General features: G+C 62.1%; 9 protein-coding genes. 1 reads left to right on the top strand and 8 read right to left on the bottom strand.

What is annotated here, in order from left to right:
- Positions 1-38: 38 nt before the first annotated feature.
- Positions 39-1,139 carry a glycine-betaine demethylase subunit GbcB gene (gene gbcB / locus CAF77_RS03020; protein WP_011336281.1) on the bottom strand — a complete coding sequence of 367 codons (1,101 nt, stop codon included), beginning with the start codon at positions 1,137-1,139 and terminating at the stop codon, positions 39-41.
- A gap of 281 nt (positions 1,140-1,420) precedes the next feature.
- Between gbcB and gbcA the strand changes: the two genes are divergently transcribed.
- Positions 1,421-2,713 carry a glycine-betaine demethylase subunit GbcA gene (gene gbcA, locus CAF77_RS03010; RefSeq protein ID WP_011336282.1) on the top strand — a complete coding sequence of 431 codons (1,293 nt, stop codon included), beginning with the start codon at positions 1,421-1,423 and terminating at the stop codon, positions 2,711-2,713.
- Between the two features lie 142 nt (positions 2,714-2,855).
- Here the strand turns inward: gbcA and CAF77_RS03005 are convergent, their stop codons facing one another.
- The 7 genes from CAF77_RS03005 to dgcA all read right to left on the bottom strand — a co-directional run bounded on the left by CAF77_RS03005 (position 2,856) and on the right by dgcA (position 16,760).
- On the bottom strand, positions 2,856-4,100 hold the full coding sequence (locus tag CAF77_RS03005; protein WP_064380242.1) for a metallophosphoesterase: 1,245 nt from the start codon (positions 4,098-4,100) through the stop codon (positions 2,856-2,858).
- 25 nt (positions 4,101-4,125) lie between these two features.
- Positions 4,126-5,994: a hypothetical protein gene (locus tag CAF77_RS03000; protein ID WP_064380241.1), complete on the bottom strand. Its 1,869-nt coding sequence runs from the start codon at positions 5,992-5,994 to the stop codon at positions 4,126-4,128.
- 148 nt (positions 5,995-6,142) lie between these two features.
- Positions 6,143-9,595 (bottom strand): GMC oxidoreductase, encoded by a 3,453-nt coding sequence (locus CAF77_RS02995; protein ID WP_064380239.1) that lies wholly within the window; start codon positions 9,593-9,595, stop codon positions 6,143-6,145.
- Between the two features lie 995 nt (positions 9,596-10,590).
- The gene (locus tag CAF77_RS02990) at positions 10,591-11,361 is read right to left on the bottom strand and encodes an electron transfer flavoprotein subunit beta (RefSeq protein WP_064380237.1); all 771 of its coding nucleotides are present in this window, start codon (positions 11,359-11,361) and stop codon (positions 10,591-10,593) included.
- A 9-nt stretch (positions 11,362-11,370) separates the two neighbouring features.
- Positions 11,371-12,591 carry an electron transfer flavoprotein subunit alpha/FixB family protein gene (locus tag CAF77_RS02985; RefSeq protein WP_085654001.1) on the bottom strand — a complete coding sequence of 407 codons (1,221 nt, stop codon included), beginning with the start codon at positions 12,589-12,591 and terminating at the stop codon, positions 11,371-11,373.
- The gene (gene dgcB / locus CAF77_RS02980) at positions 12,591-14,540 is read right to left on the bottom strand and encodes a dimethylglycine demethylation protein DgcB (protein WP_085654000.1); all 1,950 of its coding nucleotides are present in this window, start codon (positions 14,538-14,540) and stop codon (positions 12,591-12,593) included. Before dgcB ends, CAF77_RS02985 begins: the two co-directional genes overlap by 1 nt.
- A 159-nt stretch (positions 14,541-14,699) precedes the next feature.
- Positions 14,700-16,760, bottom strand: coding sequence for a dimethylglycine demethylation protein DgcA (gene dgcA / locus CAF77_RS02975; RefSeq protein ID WP_085653999.1), 2,061 nt, complete (start codon positions 16,758-16,760; stop codon positions 14,700-14,702).
- Between the last annotated feature and the right edge of the window lie 6 nt (positions 16,761-16,766).

The following is a 16,766-nucleotide window of genomic DNA, read 5'->3' as shown; positions in this document are numbered from 1 at the left end:
CCCCTATGGGAGATCACAAGAAGGCCTGCAAACTAACCTCAATACTCGATCCGAACATCCCCCTTCGGCACACTGCAGCAAGAAAGAATGTACCCCTCCGCCTCGTCGTCCTCGGTGATCCCGCCGTTGTGATCCATCTCCACCTCGCCGCCCAGCTTCAGCACCTTGCACGTCCCGCAGATCCCCATGCCGCAGGCTTTCGGGATCATCAGGCCGACCTTGGCAGCCGCCGCATGCACGGTCTCGCCCGGCGCGACACGGATGCTCTTGTCCGAAGAGGTGAACTCCACCAGGTGCAGATCCGCCGCCGGGACTTCCGGTGCTTCCGCTGCCTGCTCGGCCTGTTCCACCGCGTCGGCACGAGCTTCCGGCGGCGTGGCGCCGAAGGATTCCTCGTGATAGCGCTTCATGTCGTAGCCGGCGTTTTCCAGCAGGCGCTTGACCGCGGTCATGTACGGCGTCGGGCCGCAGCAGAAGACTTCGCGCTCGAGGAAGTCCGGCACCATCAGTTCGAGCATCTTGTGGTTGAGGTAGCCGCGATAGCCGGCCCACGGCTCGCCGAGTCCGTGTTTCTCGCAGATCAGGTGCAGGCTGAAGTTGTCGATCCGCGACGCCATGTGTTCCAGCTCGCGGTGGTAAATGATGTCTTTCGGCGAGCGGGCGCTGTGGATGAACGTCATGTCGACGTTGCCGTTGGTGTCGTAGAACCAGCGCGCCATGGACATCACTGGTGTGATGCCGACACCACCGCTCAGGTACAGCACTTTCGGGCTCGGGAAATCGATGGCGTTGAACAACCCGACCGGGCCGTGTACCGCCAGTTCCTGGCCTTCATGCAGCGTGTCGTGCAGCCAGTTGGACACCTTGCCCCCCGGCACCCGCTTGATGGTCACCGAAAAGCTGTACGGCACCGACGGCGAGCTGGAGATGGTGTACGAACGCATGATCGGCTGGCCTTCGATTTCCAGCTCCAGGGTCACGAACTGTCCGGGCTTGAAGAAGAACAGGATCGGCTGGTCGGCCATGAAACAGAAGGTGCGCACATCCCAGGTTTCCTGGATGACTTTGACGCAACGGACGATGTGTCGGCCATTGGCCCAGGTCTGGGTGGTGACCGGATTCAGGAAGCTGTTCGACATGCTGTTCTCCACGGCCGACTGTCGGCCTTCATGTGGCGATTCTGCGTATAGCGCAGACGGCCCGTTTACCTATCCGCGACATTCACATACTTATCGCGACCAGCCCCCAACCACCGGGGGTTGCGCGTCGGGAACAGATTGCACCATGTCGCCCATGGATAAGGTTCCGGGCAGCGCCGGCCCCACACTCGCCCCCAACACAAACAGATTCTTTACACCTTGCGCTGCAACCCTGATCAGCCACTTTCGCGGCCACGCAGATGGCCTTGAGGAATTCATCGATGGACACCGCAAAAATCAGCCTGGGCGACCCGCTGGAACCCGCACGCAAGGCCACCGCACAAATGCTCCAGGAACGCGAGCGCACCTATTCGCTGCCGCAACCGTTCTACAGTGACGAGCGCCTGTTCGATATCGACATGCAGGAGATCTTCCAGAAGGAGTGGTTGATCGCCGGCATGACCTGCGAGATTCCGGCAAAGGGCAACTACATCACCCTGCAGATCGGCAAGAACCCGATCATCGTCATTCGCGGTGCCGAAGGCGTGGTGCACGCCTTCCACAACGTCTGCCGTCACCGTGGCTCGCGCCTGTGCACCAGCGACAAGGGCAAGGTCGCCAAACTGGTCTGCCACTACCACCAGTGGACGTATGAGCTGGACGGTCGCCTGCTGTTCGCCGGCACCGAAATGGGTGCCGACTTCGACATGAAGCAGTACGGTCTGAAACCGGTGAACGTGAAGACCGCCGGCGGCTACATCTTCATCAGCCTGGCGGAGAACCCGCCGGCCATCGATGACTTCCTGTCGACCCTGAACCACTACATGGAACCGTACGACATGGAAAACACCAAGGTGGCGGTGCAAACCACCTTGATGGAGAAGGCCAACTGGAAACTGGTGCTGGAAAACAACCGCGAGTGCTACCACTGCAGCGGTTCTCACCCGGAACTGTTGAAAACCCTGCTGGAATGGGACGACGTCACCGACCCGCGTGCCGATCAGGCGTTCAAGGATCACGTCGCCGCCTCCGCTGCCGCGTGGGAAGCCGAAAAGATCCCTTACGCCCACGCCAGTTTCGGCCTGCGCAACCGCATCGTGCGCATGCCGCTGCTCAAGGGCACCGTGTCGATGACCATGGACGGCAAACAGGGCTGCGCCAAGCTGATGGGCCGGATCAAGAACCCGGACCTGGGCTCGATGCGCATCCTGCACCTGCCGCACTCGTGGAACCACTGCATGGGCGACCACATCATCGTGTTCACCGTGTGGCCGATCAGCGCCCAGGAAACCATGGTCACCACCAAATGGCTGGTGCACAAGGATGCGGTCGAAGGCGTGGACTACGACGTCGAACGCATGCGCCAGGTGTGGGACGCGACCAACGATCAGGACCGTCGCCTGGCCGAAGAGAACCAGCGCGGGATCAACTCCACCGCGTACCAGCCGGGCCCGTACTCCAAAACCTATGAGTTCGGCGTGGTCAACTTCGTGGACTGGTACAGCGAGCGGATGCTGAGCAACCTCGGCGCCGAGCCTGCACCGTACCTCAAAGGCGTGCCGGTCCAAGGCTGATTGCATCTGACCGATCGTTCCCACGCTCTGCGTGGGAATGCAGCCGGGGACGCTCTGCGTCCCAAAAGCGGACGCAGAGCGTCCATTGAGGCATTCCCACGCGGAGCGTGGGAACGATCATGGCGTCCTTATAGCAACCGCATCATTGCGATGACCACCTCACCGAGCCATCCTCCCCGATAAACTCCTCGAAAATCTCCTCCCCCACCAACCTGATCTTCGCGTACCCGTTCAACACCCGCAGCGGATAGTCCGGATCGTTCGCATCCTGCGTCTCCGAAAACAACACCCGCGAATGCCCGTTCAGCTCGCTGGTGGTGCCATAGGGAATCGCTCCGTGCCCGGCGCAGCGCGCATGCAGTCCACCCTGCGGCGCATAGACAATGCCGTTGTGCAAATGGCCCCAATACCAATAATCCGGCTCACGCCCCAGCGCATCGCACACCGGTTGATACAGCGCAGTCTTGTGGTGCCCGGTGATGTCGAAGCCCTGATGGTGGCTGAGCACCATGAGTTTCTTGCGTTTCGGCAGGCCCTTCATCCATTCGATCTGCGGCTTGTTCAACGTGCCGTCCATGTACAGGTTCATGACGTCCGAGGCGTACGCCGTGTCCAGCCCGACAATCAGCCAGTCATCGTTGATCAGGGCGAAGTAGCTGGTGCCCTGCTGCCCCGGAAAACGCGCCGCCAGTTCCTTGAAGTAACCGTGGGCGCCGCTGTACATCTCGTGGTTGGAATTGAGGGTGAACGAGCCGTGGGTGCCCATCGGCCAGCCGGCCATGTCGGTGTCTTCCTGGGAGTGAGTGCCGGCGTAATAGACATCCCCCAGGTGAATGGTGAAATCGGCATTGGCCAGTTGCATCTGGTTGGCCACCGACACCGCTGGCGCATGGCTGTTGAACGGCCCGGTGCCCCAGTCGCCGGCAATTGCCAGCGTCACTTCGCGCTCCATGGTCACCAGCGCCGGATCGGTGCCGAAAGTCGCGTGATGGCGCAGGTTCTCGATCCACTTCAGCAGCGCCTCGCTCCACAACAGATCCAGCAGCTCCCATTTGCGGCAGCCCAGCAGCGTGCCGTCCTTGAGCACCTTGGTCTGCAATTGATCGGGCGATTGCGGCAACGGCGTCGCGTTGCCGATGCGCAGGATCGACAAGCCGTGGGACAGTTCCCACGGCACCGCCGGCTCGTCGTCCGGCAGCTCGCCGTGCTTGAGCACGTATTGCGCCTGATCATGACCGCGCTGGAGCAATTTGATGATGGCTTGAAACTCCTGCGGCTCCAGCTCGCTGATGAGCTTCATCCAGGCCATTTCGATGCGCGTGAACAAACCGTGCAGGCGCAGCTTGACCTTGTCGTATTCGTGTTTCAGATGCCCGACCGCTGACATGGCGAAATCCTCTATCCGTAAGGGTTCACAGGGTTTTCATGAATTCGATCAGTGCACGCTTGTCGTCGTCCGACAGCGTCGTGCCGTACAGGTGACCGCTGTTGTGGTTGCCTTCCAGGCGCGTGTCGTAGGTGAAGTCCGCCGAGGCCTTGGCCTGGGCGCCGCTGGTCACGAAGCCGACGTTGACCGGGTCGTAGACATCGGAGCCGGTGATGAACACCTGCGGACGTTTTTCCGGCGGTTGCAGCAAGTCCCACAGGGTCGGTACCGAACCGTTGTGCAGGTAAGGTGCGCGCAGCCAGATGCCGTCGGTGGGCGTGTTGCTGTAGCTCTGGGTCTTGCGGTAGGCGCCGAAATCGAACGGCGGTTTCTTGAAGGTGTGGAACGCCGCCACCAGCCCGGTGGTGAACGAGTTCAGCCGATGCGGATCGGTGCCGAGCTGGTCGATGTTGGTGGTCACCTGCCCGGTGTCGGTACGCCCGAAATCATGACAACTGGCGCAATTGGTTTCCCAGATCGGTTTGCCCTGGGCGACTTTGGCCTGATCCAGTGCCCATGGCCACGCCGGCGCCTTGTGCCCGAGCAGCCAGTTGGTCACCCGGTTGAAACTCGGCGGCAGCACCGATTCCGGCGTCGCGCCTACGGCCATCGCAGCGGCATAGTTGCGCTCGTGAATCTTGTTGTTATTGCCGTCCCAGTGCAGGTACATCGATTCCCGGGGTTTCTGGTTCCACACCTGTGGCAGGTCGACGGTGCCGATGGTCGAGTCATCCGGGAAGCCGAACACCACCATTTTCGTCGGGTTGAAGGTGTCGGTACGGCCCGGTCCCTGTTGCGGGCGCAGCTTCTGCCAGGCGTAGGCCTGCTTCTGTTTGAGCAGCGCGGTCTTGGCCATCGGGATGATCAGGTAGCGGTTGTAGAGCTTCTCGAAAAAGCCCAGCTGGAATTTGCTGTTGATCGCCGCCATCACCGCGTCGGTGGTGAATTTCGGATCGCTGGCGCAATCGTAGGCGAACCACTGGAAGGCCTGCAGTTGCAGGGTGTTGGCCGGTGCACTCGGCACGTTGACTGCAACGTCGCTGGCATTCGCCCGGTAGGAGCCGGTGTGGCACAGCGCGCAGTTCGGCTCGACGGTCGGGTATCCGATCTGCCGCTTGGCCATGCCGATCGGCAGGTCCTTGCCGTTCTCGAACAGGAAACCGAAGACTTCCCAGCCACCGGGTTTCGGCAGTTTTTCCGGGCACATCTGCGGCAGCACGGAGAACAGGTAATACGGAATCCGCGCCTCGATACCCAGGCCAATCGCGGCGTATTTGTAGTGATCTTCGTCGGAGGCGTAATCCTGCTCCGGCACCACGCGCAGCATCTGATACCAGGTCTGGTAACCGATGAACGCCAGCAAAGCCACCACGACCAGCGTGCCGACCTTGAACGCGTGACTCTGCCACTGCCGCGCCCACGCCGCCCGCCACTCGCGCCAGCCGTCACACAGCAGGGCCAGTGGTCGGTTTTCAGGGGTGGTGCCGAGGTACAGCAGGATGCCGAGGATCAGGAAAAAGCTCAGGTCGCCCATCAGCATCGGCACGAACACCGAACCCTGACTACTGGTGTTGATCAGGTAAATCCAGAACGCCACGGCGATCAGCCGCGTCAGCACGCACAGCCAGGAATGCACCACGTAGCGTGGCGCATTGAAGCCCGACGGCATGTAGAACACGCTGATGCCCACCAGCAGCATCCCGGCGTTTTCCAGCCACGGGTCGGAGAGCTGCGGCGGCAGGCCGACCACCGATGTCAGCAACCCCGGCGCGAACAGCGCCGGGATCGCGAACACCATGTTCATCGCAATGCCGAGCCAGATGAAGCGTTGAAACCAGCGGATGTAGCTGTCCATATCAGTTCCCCAGATCGTTCCCCCGTCGAAGCGTCGAACCGTCCGCGGGGGAATGCATCTCGTGACGCTCCGCGTCACAAAAACGGACGCAGAGCGTCCATGGCGGCGTTCCCACGCAGAGCGTGGGAACGATCGACACGATCGGGGGCTATCCGAGGGCTGTTTTCTCCAGGTGTTCAAGGATGATCGGATACACATCGACCACCGCGTTCTTGCCGAACATGCAATCGATGTGGCCGTAACCCGGCACCACATGCCGGCTGTAGCGTTCCGGCCCGTGCTTCTCGCAAACCCGCTGATAGGTCTTGAGCGTGCTTTCCGGCAGATAACACTGGTTGTCGGCACCGCTGATGAAGCAGATCGGCATGGTCAGCCGATCAAAGTGCGGCATGTACACATCGCGCCCTTTGAAATCCACCAGATGCCCTTTGCGCACGATCAGCGCCAGGTGCTCGAAGGTCTCTATGTTCGACTCGCCGAACAGTTCGTGCAGGTTGTCATGCAGCGTTTCATTGAGGGTGTCGTGGCGATACAGCGAGGCGTACATGAAGGTGATGCGGTGGCACACCGGGTTGGTGCAATAGCCCTGGGCTTCGATCCGCGCGTAGCCGTTGAGCGCCTTGTCGTAGAGCCGGTTGAACCAGTTCTCCTTGCTGTCGGCGTAAGCGGTCATCGATTTGATGCCGATCGCATCGAGCATCCCCGGCAGGTGCAGCCCGGCCTTCAACCCCGTTGCGGTCGCGACCACAGTGTCGGCGGCAATCTGCGAGCAGACCACCGAACGCACGCCCTGCAAACCAGCGAGCAGCGACATGAAGAACGTGGTCGCGCCGTAGCAATGCACCACGCACTGCACGTCTTTGGCTTTGGTTTCCTGCTGGATCTGTGCTATGGCGGCCTTGAAGTCGTACTGGGCGATCTGGTCGCCGTTCCATTCCTTCTTGCTTGCCGGCAGCAGGATGCTCACCCGGAAATCCAGCAGCCACACGTCGTAGTCGTGCTTGCACAGAAACTCCAGCAGGTTGGTCTGGATCGTGTCGGTCGAGAAGATATTCGAGCCCACACCCAGACCATGCACCAGCATTACCGGGCCTTTGCTGCCGGCCTGATAACGGGTCAGGCGCAACTGCACGCCATCTTCGGTGGAAAAGAAATGCACGGCCGGCGCCGGCGCATCCAGCGGCCGTTTCAGCCGTGGCGGCGCGTCGGGGTTGAAGTATTTGTCACCGGCAAACACCCCGCCATAACTCTCCCAGAGAATTCCGGCGAAGAACTTGCCGAACCGCGCCAGCCCTTCGATCCGCTCACGCTCGTTGCGCGCGTTGAGGACTTTCATGGTGGTCATCTGCTTGGCGAAGTCGGTCGGTTTGATGTGCATCACTCCGGAGCCGATCACCTCGCCGGTCTTGTCCGGCCCACGATACAGCGTGACGTAGAGGGTGCTGGTGTCGTGCCAGATATTCAGCACGCCGTTGTCTTCCGGCACGGTCTTGAAGGCGCTGAAGAAATAGTCGTTGCCGTCTTCGGCGGTCAGTTTCATGTCGTACTTCATGTGACGCGTATCGACCTGCTGCTCGAATTGCTCGAACAGGTTGAACACGCCGTTGCTGGCGGTCAGCGGTTCCGGCGACAGCGCCGGAGCGATCACCGTGCCGACGATGGTCGCGGCGTGTTCCGGCTCCTTGATCATCCGGTTGAGGTCGTTGGCGGTGATGGTCAGGGTGAAATCGATTGGCGAGTTGTCCGCCTCGCCACGTTTGGCGGCCGCCTCGTAAACCTTCAGGTCGGTACTTTGCGCGGCGGTGAAGGCGCGGGAGAAGTAGCCTTTCATGGTTTCAGTGAACTGCACGCCAAGGGTCGGCGACGCGGTCTGCTTGCGCGGCGCCGACGGCAGCGTGTAGTCGATCGTCCAGCCACGGTCGGCCGCCAGCAGGCCCATGTTGCGCTCGCTCACGGCGGAGATGGTCAGCAGCGGATTGACTGCCAGTGACGTCGGGATCACCGCGCCGTCGGTCACGTAGAGGTTGGCGTAGACATCGGTGCCGGTCGCACCACTGAACACCTGGCCCTTGTGGTTGACCACGCCTTGCGCGGCGTCTTCGCCCATCACGCAACCGCCCAGCGGATGCACCGAGACGATGCTGTGCTTGAGCAGTTTGGTCCAGATCGGATTCTCGACCCAGATCCCGCCCAGGGCCTTGGTGCTCTGGTACAGCCGTTCGTTGCCGATCTTGAAGTTTTCCTGCTCGCCGACGCCCGGCCAGTCGATGCGCAGTTGATCCTTGCTGTCGAGAACCATGCGTCCCTGACCGCTGTCGTGGCTCATGATCAGGTAGGTCTGCAGGTTGTGCAGCGCCCCGTGATACGGGCCGCGCAGGAAGCTTTCGGCTTCGCGCTCTTTGTACTTCACCTTGCCGCTGAAGCTGTCGTCGGTGGGCTTGCCGATCATCTCGGCGAACCCGGCCATCGCCGGCACCATCGGCCGGCCAAGGGCGCCAGGGATCGAACCTTCCTCGATGACCATACGACTGCTGCGGTCACCCTCGGTGCGCATGTCGATGATCGAGGTGATGCACGGGCCGACCGGTTGCAGCTCCTTGGCCGAATGCGCGCCGAAACCGATGCCGTTGATGGTCTGCTCGCAGTTATGGCCAAAGCCGAGGATGTCGCCGTTGCCGCTCATGTTCTCGCCGAGCTGGCCGGACATCACCAGACCTTTGTCCCGTGAGCGCAGCAAAATCTCGGTGGAACCGAGGGTGCCGGCAGAAACCACGACGATGTCGGCCTTCACGAACAAGGTCGGGGCGTCGAACTTCTCGCGGCCGCTGTCCAGGTATTGGAAATGCACGATCCAGCCGTTGCCGTCGCGCTCCAGATGCCGCACCTGGGCCTGGCAGAAAATCTCTGCGCCGTGGTTAGTGGCGTCCGGCAGATAGTTCATCAGCGTGGTGTTCTTGGCCTTGTTGTTACAGCCCGAGACGCAGTCGCCGCAGTGGTTGCACGGCAGTTGCTCGACGCCGACGTGGTTGAGGTTGTTGGGCAGTTTGTCGAAGGTCACGTTGATCGGCGGCTTGTAGAAGTGCGCGCCTTGCTTGAGGAAGTCTGCGGATTTTTTGTTGGCATCAAGCTTCGGCAGATTCGGCGAGGTGCTCGGGTAGGGATTGGGCTTGAGCATCTCCCGGGCCTTGGCGTAACCCGCCTTGAGCAAACCGTCACGGTCCTCGCGCACGGCCAGTGGCCAGCGCGGATCCTGGAACACATCGACGGTTGGCTCCAGAGAAACGTTGGCATTGATCAGCGACGTACCGCCGAGGCCGCAGCCGACCACCACGTTCTGCTGGGCGTTGACGTGCAGGTCGAACAACCCGGTGCGCGAGCCGAGGTGGCCGTCCGGGTCGTGCACCTGCAACTCTTCGGTCGCGGCGATCATGGTGTTGGGGTATTCGCCGGGCTGGATTTCCCGGCCGCGTTCCAGCAGACAGACCTTTTTACCGGCCCGGGCCAGGCGCGACGCGGCAATGCCGCCGCCATACCCGGAGCCGATGACGATCACGTCGTAGTGTTCCTTGATTTCGCTGATGGGCGTTGCGATCCGTGTCATGAGGGGGTTCCTCTCTCAGGCAGATGGGGCAACTCTGCGGTTGCCTGCAATCAATGGGCGAACGGGCACCTGGCCTCCGGGAAATCCCGACGGCAGTACAACGGTTTGGGCAGGAATCAGGTGCTACAGACGGGCGTGCTGATTGACGCCACGACGCAACGTGCGCTTGCGCGGCGAAGGTGCCGGCAGCGCGCGGAGCGTGCAGGGACTGAGGGGTAAGCGGTGTGGCTGGGTATCCATCACGCGTTCTCCCTGAACCAGATGTGGATAAGTGACAGCTGTCCTTGTGCCATTGCAGTGAAGACAGGCACCGGATCGAAGTCAAGGCGGGCTCTTAGAACTGTATGAAATCTGATCAATTGCGATTTGGACTAAGCCCGCCGGGGGCTGCAGGGTTTGGCGAACAAGTTATCCACACAGACACCCACAGCTAATGGGGACAACTGTGGATGAACTGGAACAATAATCGGGGTTTTGTGAAGAAAATTGGTGACTTATCCAGATGCAGGGTTTCCATTAGCGATTGATCGTTTTTTGATCAATCCTCTACATAGCACGGATTACCTGGCTTGCAGAGGATGGCGAACACCTTATCCACAGAAGCGCCAACAGAGTTCGGGGGTAACTTGGCGAGTGCTGTGGAAAAGCGCTGAGGGCGTTGATAAATCGGGGTTTGTTTGGGGATTGGCGGGTTAAAAGGTTGAATTGGACGTTTTTTGATCAGATCCTTGTAAGCCGCGGTTTATAGGGCTCTTGGCGGATAGCGAACATCTTATCCACAGAAGCGCCAACAGAGATTGGGGGCAAGTCTGGGCGTTGTTCTGGGGGAAAACCTCAGAAAAAACCGCGAGTTAGACTGGTTGTTTTTTGACCTGAGGGCTGGAGAGCTTGATTGCCGTGGGGTACAGGGAGGGGCGAACACGTTATCCACAGATCCGCCAACAGGGATTGTGGGTAAAGCACCCTCTCCCGAAGGGAGAGGGTCAGCAAAGGTTTCAGCGGACAACACCTTCTTCGATCAGCAGTTTGAGAATGGCTTCAGCACCGGCCTGCGCCGTCACGCCTTTCAGGACTTGCCCACCACCGCCGCTAGCCTTGGCCGTCGCCGCCTTCATCCGGTCCGCCCCGCTCTTGGCCTTGATCACCTTCAATCGTTTCGGCCGTGGCTTGGCCGGTTGCAGAGTCGCCACCGCGAGCAATTCGTCATCCACCACTTCCACGTCTTTAGCTTGAAGAGCGCCACGCCGCGCAGGCCCGTAAGCACTCTGCCGAGGCTTGGGCGCAGCGTTATCCACAGTCGCCAGAAACGGCAGGCGCACCTTCAACCGGCGGCGCTGCCCACGGGGCAACGCTTGCAGCACCAGCGCCGAACCGTCGTTGATCGACTCGACTTGCGCCAGCCCCACCACCAATGGCCAGCCCAGCCCTTCGGCCAGCAGGAACGGCAGCATCCCCGAACCCTCGCCGGTTTCCGCCTGGCTGCCGGTCAACACGACCTGGGCACCAGCATCACGCAGATACTCGGTCAATGCCGGCAACGCATCGGCGCCGGCCGGTTGTTCCAGCACGTGCATCTGCGCAAGCCCCATGCCCAGATAGGCGCGCAGCGCCGGTTCCGCGATGTCGCCGGCGTGCAGCACTTGCAGGTTGTCCCCCGCCAGTTGCAGGCCGAGCTCCACCGCGCGGGCGTCCTGATCGGCGCGACGCGGGCGGCCGGAGGTCGGGTGGGCGCCGATTGAAACCAGACTGATGATCTTTGTGCTCATAACCGTTCCTTAAGCCGCATCGCGCTTGGCTTCGTTGCGGTAAGCCTCTACCGCCGCGATCAAGGCCTGAAGAATTTCCGCGCTCTCACCGATCACCGACAGGTCGGCACGCTTGATCATGTCGCAGCCCGGATCGAGGTTGATCGCCACTACCTTGTCGCAGGCACCGATGCCTTGCAGGTGCTGGATCGCCCCGGAAATCCCCACGGCCACGTAAACTCGCGCGGTGACCCAGGTGCCGGACGCGCCGACCTGACGGTCGCGGGCCATGAAGCCATCGTCCACCGCCACCCGCGAAGCGCCTTCGGTAGCGCCGAGGGCGGCGGCGGTCTTGTGGAAAAGCTCCCAGTCCTTGACCCCGTTGCCGCCGGAGAAGATGAATTCGGCTTCGGCCATCGGAATCGCCGCCGGGTCCACCGCCACGGCGCCCAGATCCTCGATCCGCGACAGGCTGCGTGCGACGGGTGTGGATAACTCCACCGGCAGCGCTTCGTGACGGGTTTCGCTGACAGGTTCCGCGCATTCGGCTGAAGCCAGAATCAACCGCGCCACCGGGCGGGCCAGATCCTGCAGACCGGCACCGGCGCGGCCGATGCACTCCTGATCCTTGACCTGCCACACCCGTGTCGCCGGGCGTTCACCCAGTGCGGCAGCAAAGCGCCGACCGAGTTCGCCGCCGCCACTGCGGCTGTCCGGCAGCAGCCAGTGACGCGGGTTGAACTGGTTATCCACAGCCCGCAGGCCCTGGATCCGTTGCTCCGGTGCATAACCGCTGAACGCTTCGCCTTCCAGCACCAGCAAGCGGTCAACGCCCGCCGTGGCGAAAGCGTTTTCCTTATGCTCACCGAACACCACCGCCAGCACCGCGCCGTCGCTGCCGGCCAGTTGATGGGCCAGGCCAAGCAAGTCGCGGTCGTGGCTGCTCAAGCGGCCGCCGACCATGTCCGGCACCACGCTGATGTAAAACGCCGGGGCCGGCACCTGATGCAGCGGCAGTTGCACTTCCACCGCGGCCGAGCGTTTGACCGCCCCGCCCTGCTGGGCGCCGCTGCGGTCGATGCGCTTGATGCCGTTCGGCCCGATGAAACCGATGCCGTGCGGATTCTTGCGGATGATCCCATTGGGCCCCATCCAGCTGTGTTGCGCCGGTTGCATGGCCGCGTGCAGCGGGTGCAGGCGGTTGCGTGCGATCCATTCGGCGCGGGGGTCGCGGCGGATAATGTCGCTCATCAGTGGGCCTCCGCAGGTTCACGTTTGGCCGGGGTGGCAGGCTTGTTCGGCGCGGCGTCTTCGAGCAGCGCGTCGGCCACCAGTTCGGCAATGTCCTTGATCAGCGGACGCGGTTCGACCACGCCTTCGAGCATCGCCGTGCACTGTGGACAACCCACGGCCACCAGCTCGGCACCGGTCTCGCGGATGTCTTCCATGCGCATGTCGGGGATCCGCTGCTTGCCCGGAATGTCAGTGATCGGCGCCCCGCCACCGCCGCCGCAGCAGCGCGAACGGAAGCCGGAACGTTGCATCTCCTTGATCTCGATGCCGAGGGCGCGCAGCACTTCGCGCGGCGCCTCGTACTCTCCGTTGTAGCGGCCGAGGTAGCACGGATCGTGATAGGTCACGCTGTTGCCTTTGTGCTGACCGAGGTTCAGCGCGCCGGCCTGGATGATTTCCGCCAGGTAAGTGCTGTGGTGCTGTACGAGGTAGTTGCCGTCGAACGCGCCGTACTCGTTTTTCAGCACATGAAAACTGTGCGGATCGCAGGTAACGATGCGGTTGAAGCTGTATTTGGCCAGGGTCTGGATATTGCGCTTGGCGAGCAGCTGGAAAGTCGCTTCGTCACCCAGACGTCGGGCCACGTCGCCGCTGTCGCGCTCTTCCAGCCCGAGCACCGCGAAGTCGACCTTGGCCGCTTTCAGCACTTTGACGAACGCCCGCAGAGTGCGCTGGTTGCGCATGTCGAAAGCGCCATCGCCGACCCAGAACAGCACGTCGGTGGACTTCTTCTCGCTGAGCAGGTTGAGGTTCAGGTCCGCCGCCCAGTTCATCCGTCCGCCCGGGGCAAAACCGCCAGGGTTGTCGGTGGCGATCAGGTTTTCCAGGACTTCGGCGCCCTTGTTCGGGGTCGCGCCTTTTTCCAGGGTCAAGTGTCGGCGCATGTCGACGATGGCATCGACGTGCTCGATCATCATCGGGCATTCCTCGACGCAGGCGCGGCAAGTGGTGCACGACCACAGGGTTTCGGCATCGACCAGACCGTTGACGATCGGTTGATGCGGATTGCCGCTGTGTTCGCCCACCGGTTTGCCCGGATACGGGCTGCCGGCGAACTGGGCATCGGTGCCGCCGGCGAGGCCGACGACCATGTCCTGAATCAGCTTTTTCGGGTTCAACGGCTGGCCGGCGGCGAACGCCGGGCACGCGGCTTCGCACTTGCCGCACTGCACGCAGGCGTCGAAACCGAGCAACTGGTTCCAGGTGAAATCCTTGGGTTTCTCCACGCCCAGCGGCGCGGTCAGATCATTCAGGTCCAGCGGTTTCAAACCGGTGGAACGGCCGCCACCAAAACGTTCGGCGCGACGGTGCCAGGCCAGGTGCAGGGCACCGGCGAAGGCGTGTTTCATCGGCCCGCCCCAGGTCATACCGAAGAACAACTCGGACACGCCCCACAGCACACCGATCCCGAGAATTGCTGCGAGCACCCAGCCGCCGAAGTTCTCCGGCAGGATTCCGGCCACGGGCAAGGTCACCAGGAAGAACGAGGCCGAGAACGCCAGCAGGCTTTTCGGCAGGCGCATCCACGGGCCTTTCGACAGCCGCGACGGCGGGTTGAGCCGGCGCCGATAAACGAAGATCGCCCCGACGAACATCACCGCCGTCATCAGCAGCAACGCGTAGCCAAGAATGCGGTTATGCAGGCCGAAACCGTGCACCAGAATCGCCAGCACAATCGACGCCACCGCCCCGCCCGCCGTGGCAACGTGGGTGTTGGCAATGTATTTGTCCCGCGCCACCACGTGGTGCAGATCGACCATGTAACGCTTGGGCATGGCGAACAGGCCGCCGATCAGATCGACCTTCGAGGCCCGGCCCCGACGCCACATGGCTACCCGTCGCAACGCCCCCAGCACCGCAAGGGCCAGGGCTGCGAACAACAGGATTGGAAGAAGGGTGTTCAACATGGTGAAGCTCCCACCAGTACAGCCTGGAGAAACACGTGACGATCGTTCCCACGCTCTGCGTGGGAATGCCTCAATGGACGCTCTGCGTCCGCTTTGGGACGCGGAGCGTCCCGGGCTGCATTCCCACGCAGAGCGTGGGAACGATCAGTCCATCAGCGTTTAGAAGTCTTTGCACAATCGCAGGGCGTCGTAGATGGCGGCGTGGGTATTCCGCTGCGCCACGCAGTCACCGATGCGGAACAGCAGGTAACCGTCGCCGGTGCTGCTCAGCGAAGGTTGCGGCTGGATCGCGAACAGCGCCTCGACGTCGATCTGGCCCTTGTTGCGCGAGCCGTCCTTGAGGGCGTAGTAGATTTCTTCGTCCGGGCGCACGCCGTTCTCGACGACCACCTGATCCACCACCCGCTCCTCTTTGGCGCCGGTGTATTCGTTCTCCAGCACGGCGACGAGTTTGTCGCCTTCGCGGTAGACCTTCTCCAGCATCATGTCGCCGGTCATGATCACTTCTTTCGGGTACATGCTGCGGTAGTAGGTCGGGAACGACGTACCGCCGATGGCCACGCCCGGTTTGATGTCGTCAGTGACGATCTCGACCTGGCTGCCCTTGTCGGCGAGGAAGTCGGCCACCGACATCCCGGTGAACTCGCAGATCGTGTCGTAGACCAGCACGTTCTTGCCCGGCGCGACCTTGCCGTCGAGCACGTCCCAGCTGCTGACCACCAGCCCTTCGGCAGCGCCCCAGTGTTCGTTCTGCTCCAGGTACGGATGCCCGCCTACGGCCAGCACCACGATGTCCGGACGCAGGTCCATGATGGTGTCGGCGTCCGCCGCAGTGCCCAGACGCAGGTCGACTTTCAGGCGTGCCAGCTCCAGCTGGAACCAGCGGGTGATACCGGCGATCTGGTCACGCTGCGGCGCTTTCGAGGCCGTAGTGATCTGGCCGCCGATGAATTCTTTCTTCTCGAACAGGGTCACGTCGTGGCCACGTTCGGCCGCCACACGGGCAGCTTCCATCCCCGCCGGGCCGGCACCGACGATCACCACCTTGCGTTTCGGCCCGGTGGATTTCTCGATGATGTGCGGCACGCCCATGTATTCACGGGAGGTCGCGGCGTTCTGGATGCACAGCACGTCCAGACCCTGGTACTGACGGTCGATGCAGTAGTTGGCGCCGACACATTGTTTGATCTGGTCGATCTGACCCATTTTGATCTTGGCGATCAGGTGCGGGTCGGCGATGTGGGCGCGGGTCATGCCGACCATGTCGACATAACCGCCCTCGAGAATCCGCGTAGCCTGATTCGGGTCCTTGATGTTCTGCGCGTGCAGCACCGGAACCTTGACCACTTCCTTGATCCCGGCCGCCAGGTGCAGGAACGGCTCCGGCGGATAACTCATGTTCGGAATCACGTTGGCCAGGGTGTTGTGCGTGTCGCAACCCGAGCCGACGACGCCGATGAAATCGAGCATGCCGGTGTCGTCGTAATACTGGGCGATCTGCTTCATGTCTTCGTGGGACAGACCGTCCGGGTGGAACTCGTCACCGCAGATGCGCATGCCGACGCAGAAGTCGTCACCTACCTCGGCGCGTACGGCTTTCAGGACTTCCAGACCGAATTTCATCCGGCCTTCGAAAGTGCCGCCCCATTCGTCGGTACGCTTGTTGACGCGTGGGCTCCAGAACTGGTCGATCATGTGCTGGTGCACGGCCGACAGTTCGACGCCGTCCAGGCCACCGGCCTTGGCGCGGCGCGCGGCTTGCGCGTAGTTGCCGATCACCCGCCAGATCTCTTCCGGCTCGATGGTCTTGCAGGTGGCGCGGTGCACCGGTTCACGGATGCCCGACGGCGACATCAGGGTCGGCCAGTGGAAACCGTCCCAACGGGAGCGACGACCCATGTGGGTAATCTGGATCATGATCTTGGCGCCGTGCTTGTGCATGGCGTCGGCGAGATTCTGGAAGTGCGGGATGATCCGGTCGGTGGACAGGTTCACCGAACTCCACCATTGCTGCGGGCTGTCGATCGCCACCACGGACGAACCGCCACAGATCGCCAGGCCGATGCCGCCCTTGGCTTTCTCTTCGTAATATTTGACGTACCGCTCGGTGGTCATGCCGCCGTCGGTCGCGTAGACCTCGGCGTGCGCGGTGCTGAGCACGCGGTTGCGGATGGTCAGTTTGCCAATTTGAATTGGCTGGAACATTGCTTCGAAAGCCATGGCGGG

Source organism: Pseudomonas sp. R15(2017) (genome assembly GCF_002112685.1).
In the GTDB taxonomy this organism is placed as follows: Bacteria; Pseudomonadota; Gammaproteobacteria; order Pseudomonadales; family Pseudomonadaceae; genus Aquipseudomonas; species Aquipseudomonas glycinae.
Note: the sequence above shows the minus strand (reverse complement) of the source record. Positions and strands in the feature narration are given on the sequence as shown.

Bases quoted from the DNA above. Each gene is read 5' to 3' on its own strand.
- gbcB (WP_011336281.1), bottom strand. From the start codon at position 1,139: ATGTCGAACAGCTTCCTGAATCCGGTCACCACCCAGACCTGGGCCAAT.
- gbcA (WP_011336282.1), top strand. From the start codon at position 1,421: ATGGACACCGCAAAAATCAGCCTGGGCGACCCGCTGGAACCCGCACGC.
- dgcB (WP_085654000.1), bottom strand. From the start codon at position 14,540: ATGTTGAACACCCTTCTTCCAATCCTGTTGTTCGCAGCCCTGGCCCTT.
- CAF77_RS03005 (WP_064380242.1), bottom strand. From the start codon at position 4,100: ATGTCAGCGGTCGGGCATCTGAAACACGAATACGACAAGGTCAAGCTG.
- CAF77_RS02985 (WP_085654001.1), bottom strand. From the start codon at position 12,591: ATGAGCGACATTATCCGCCGCGACCCCCGCGCCGAATGGATCGCACGC.
- CAF77_RS03000 (WP_064380241.1), bottom strand. From the start codon at position 5,994: ATGGACAGCTACATCCGCTGGTTTCAACGCTTCATCTGGCTCGGCATT.
- CAF77_RS02990 (WP_064380237.1), bottom strand. From the start codon at position 11,361: ATGAGCACAAAGATCATCAGTCTGGTTTCAATCGGCGCCCACCCGACC.
- dgcA (WP_085653999.1), bottom strand. From the start codon at position 16,760: ATGGCTTTCGAAGCAATGTTCCAGCCAATTCAAATTGGCAAACTGACC.
- CAF77_RS02995 (WP_064380239.1), bottom strand. From the start codon at position 9,595: ATGACACGGATCGCAACGCCCATCAGCGAAATCAAGGAACACTACGAC.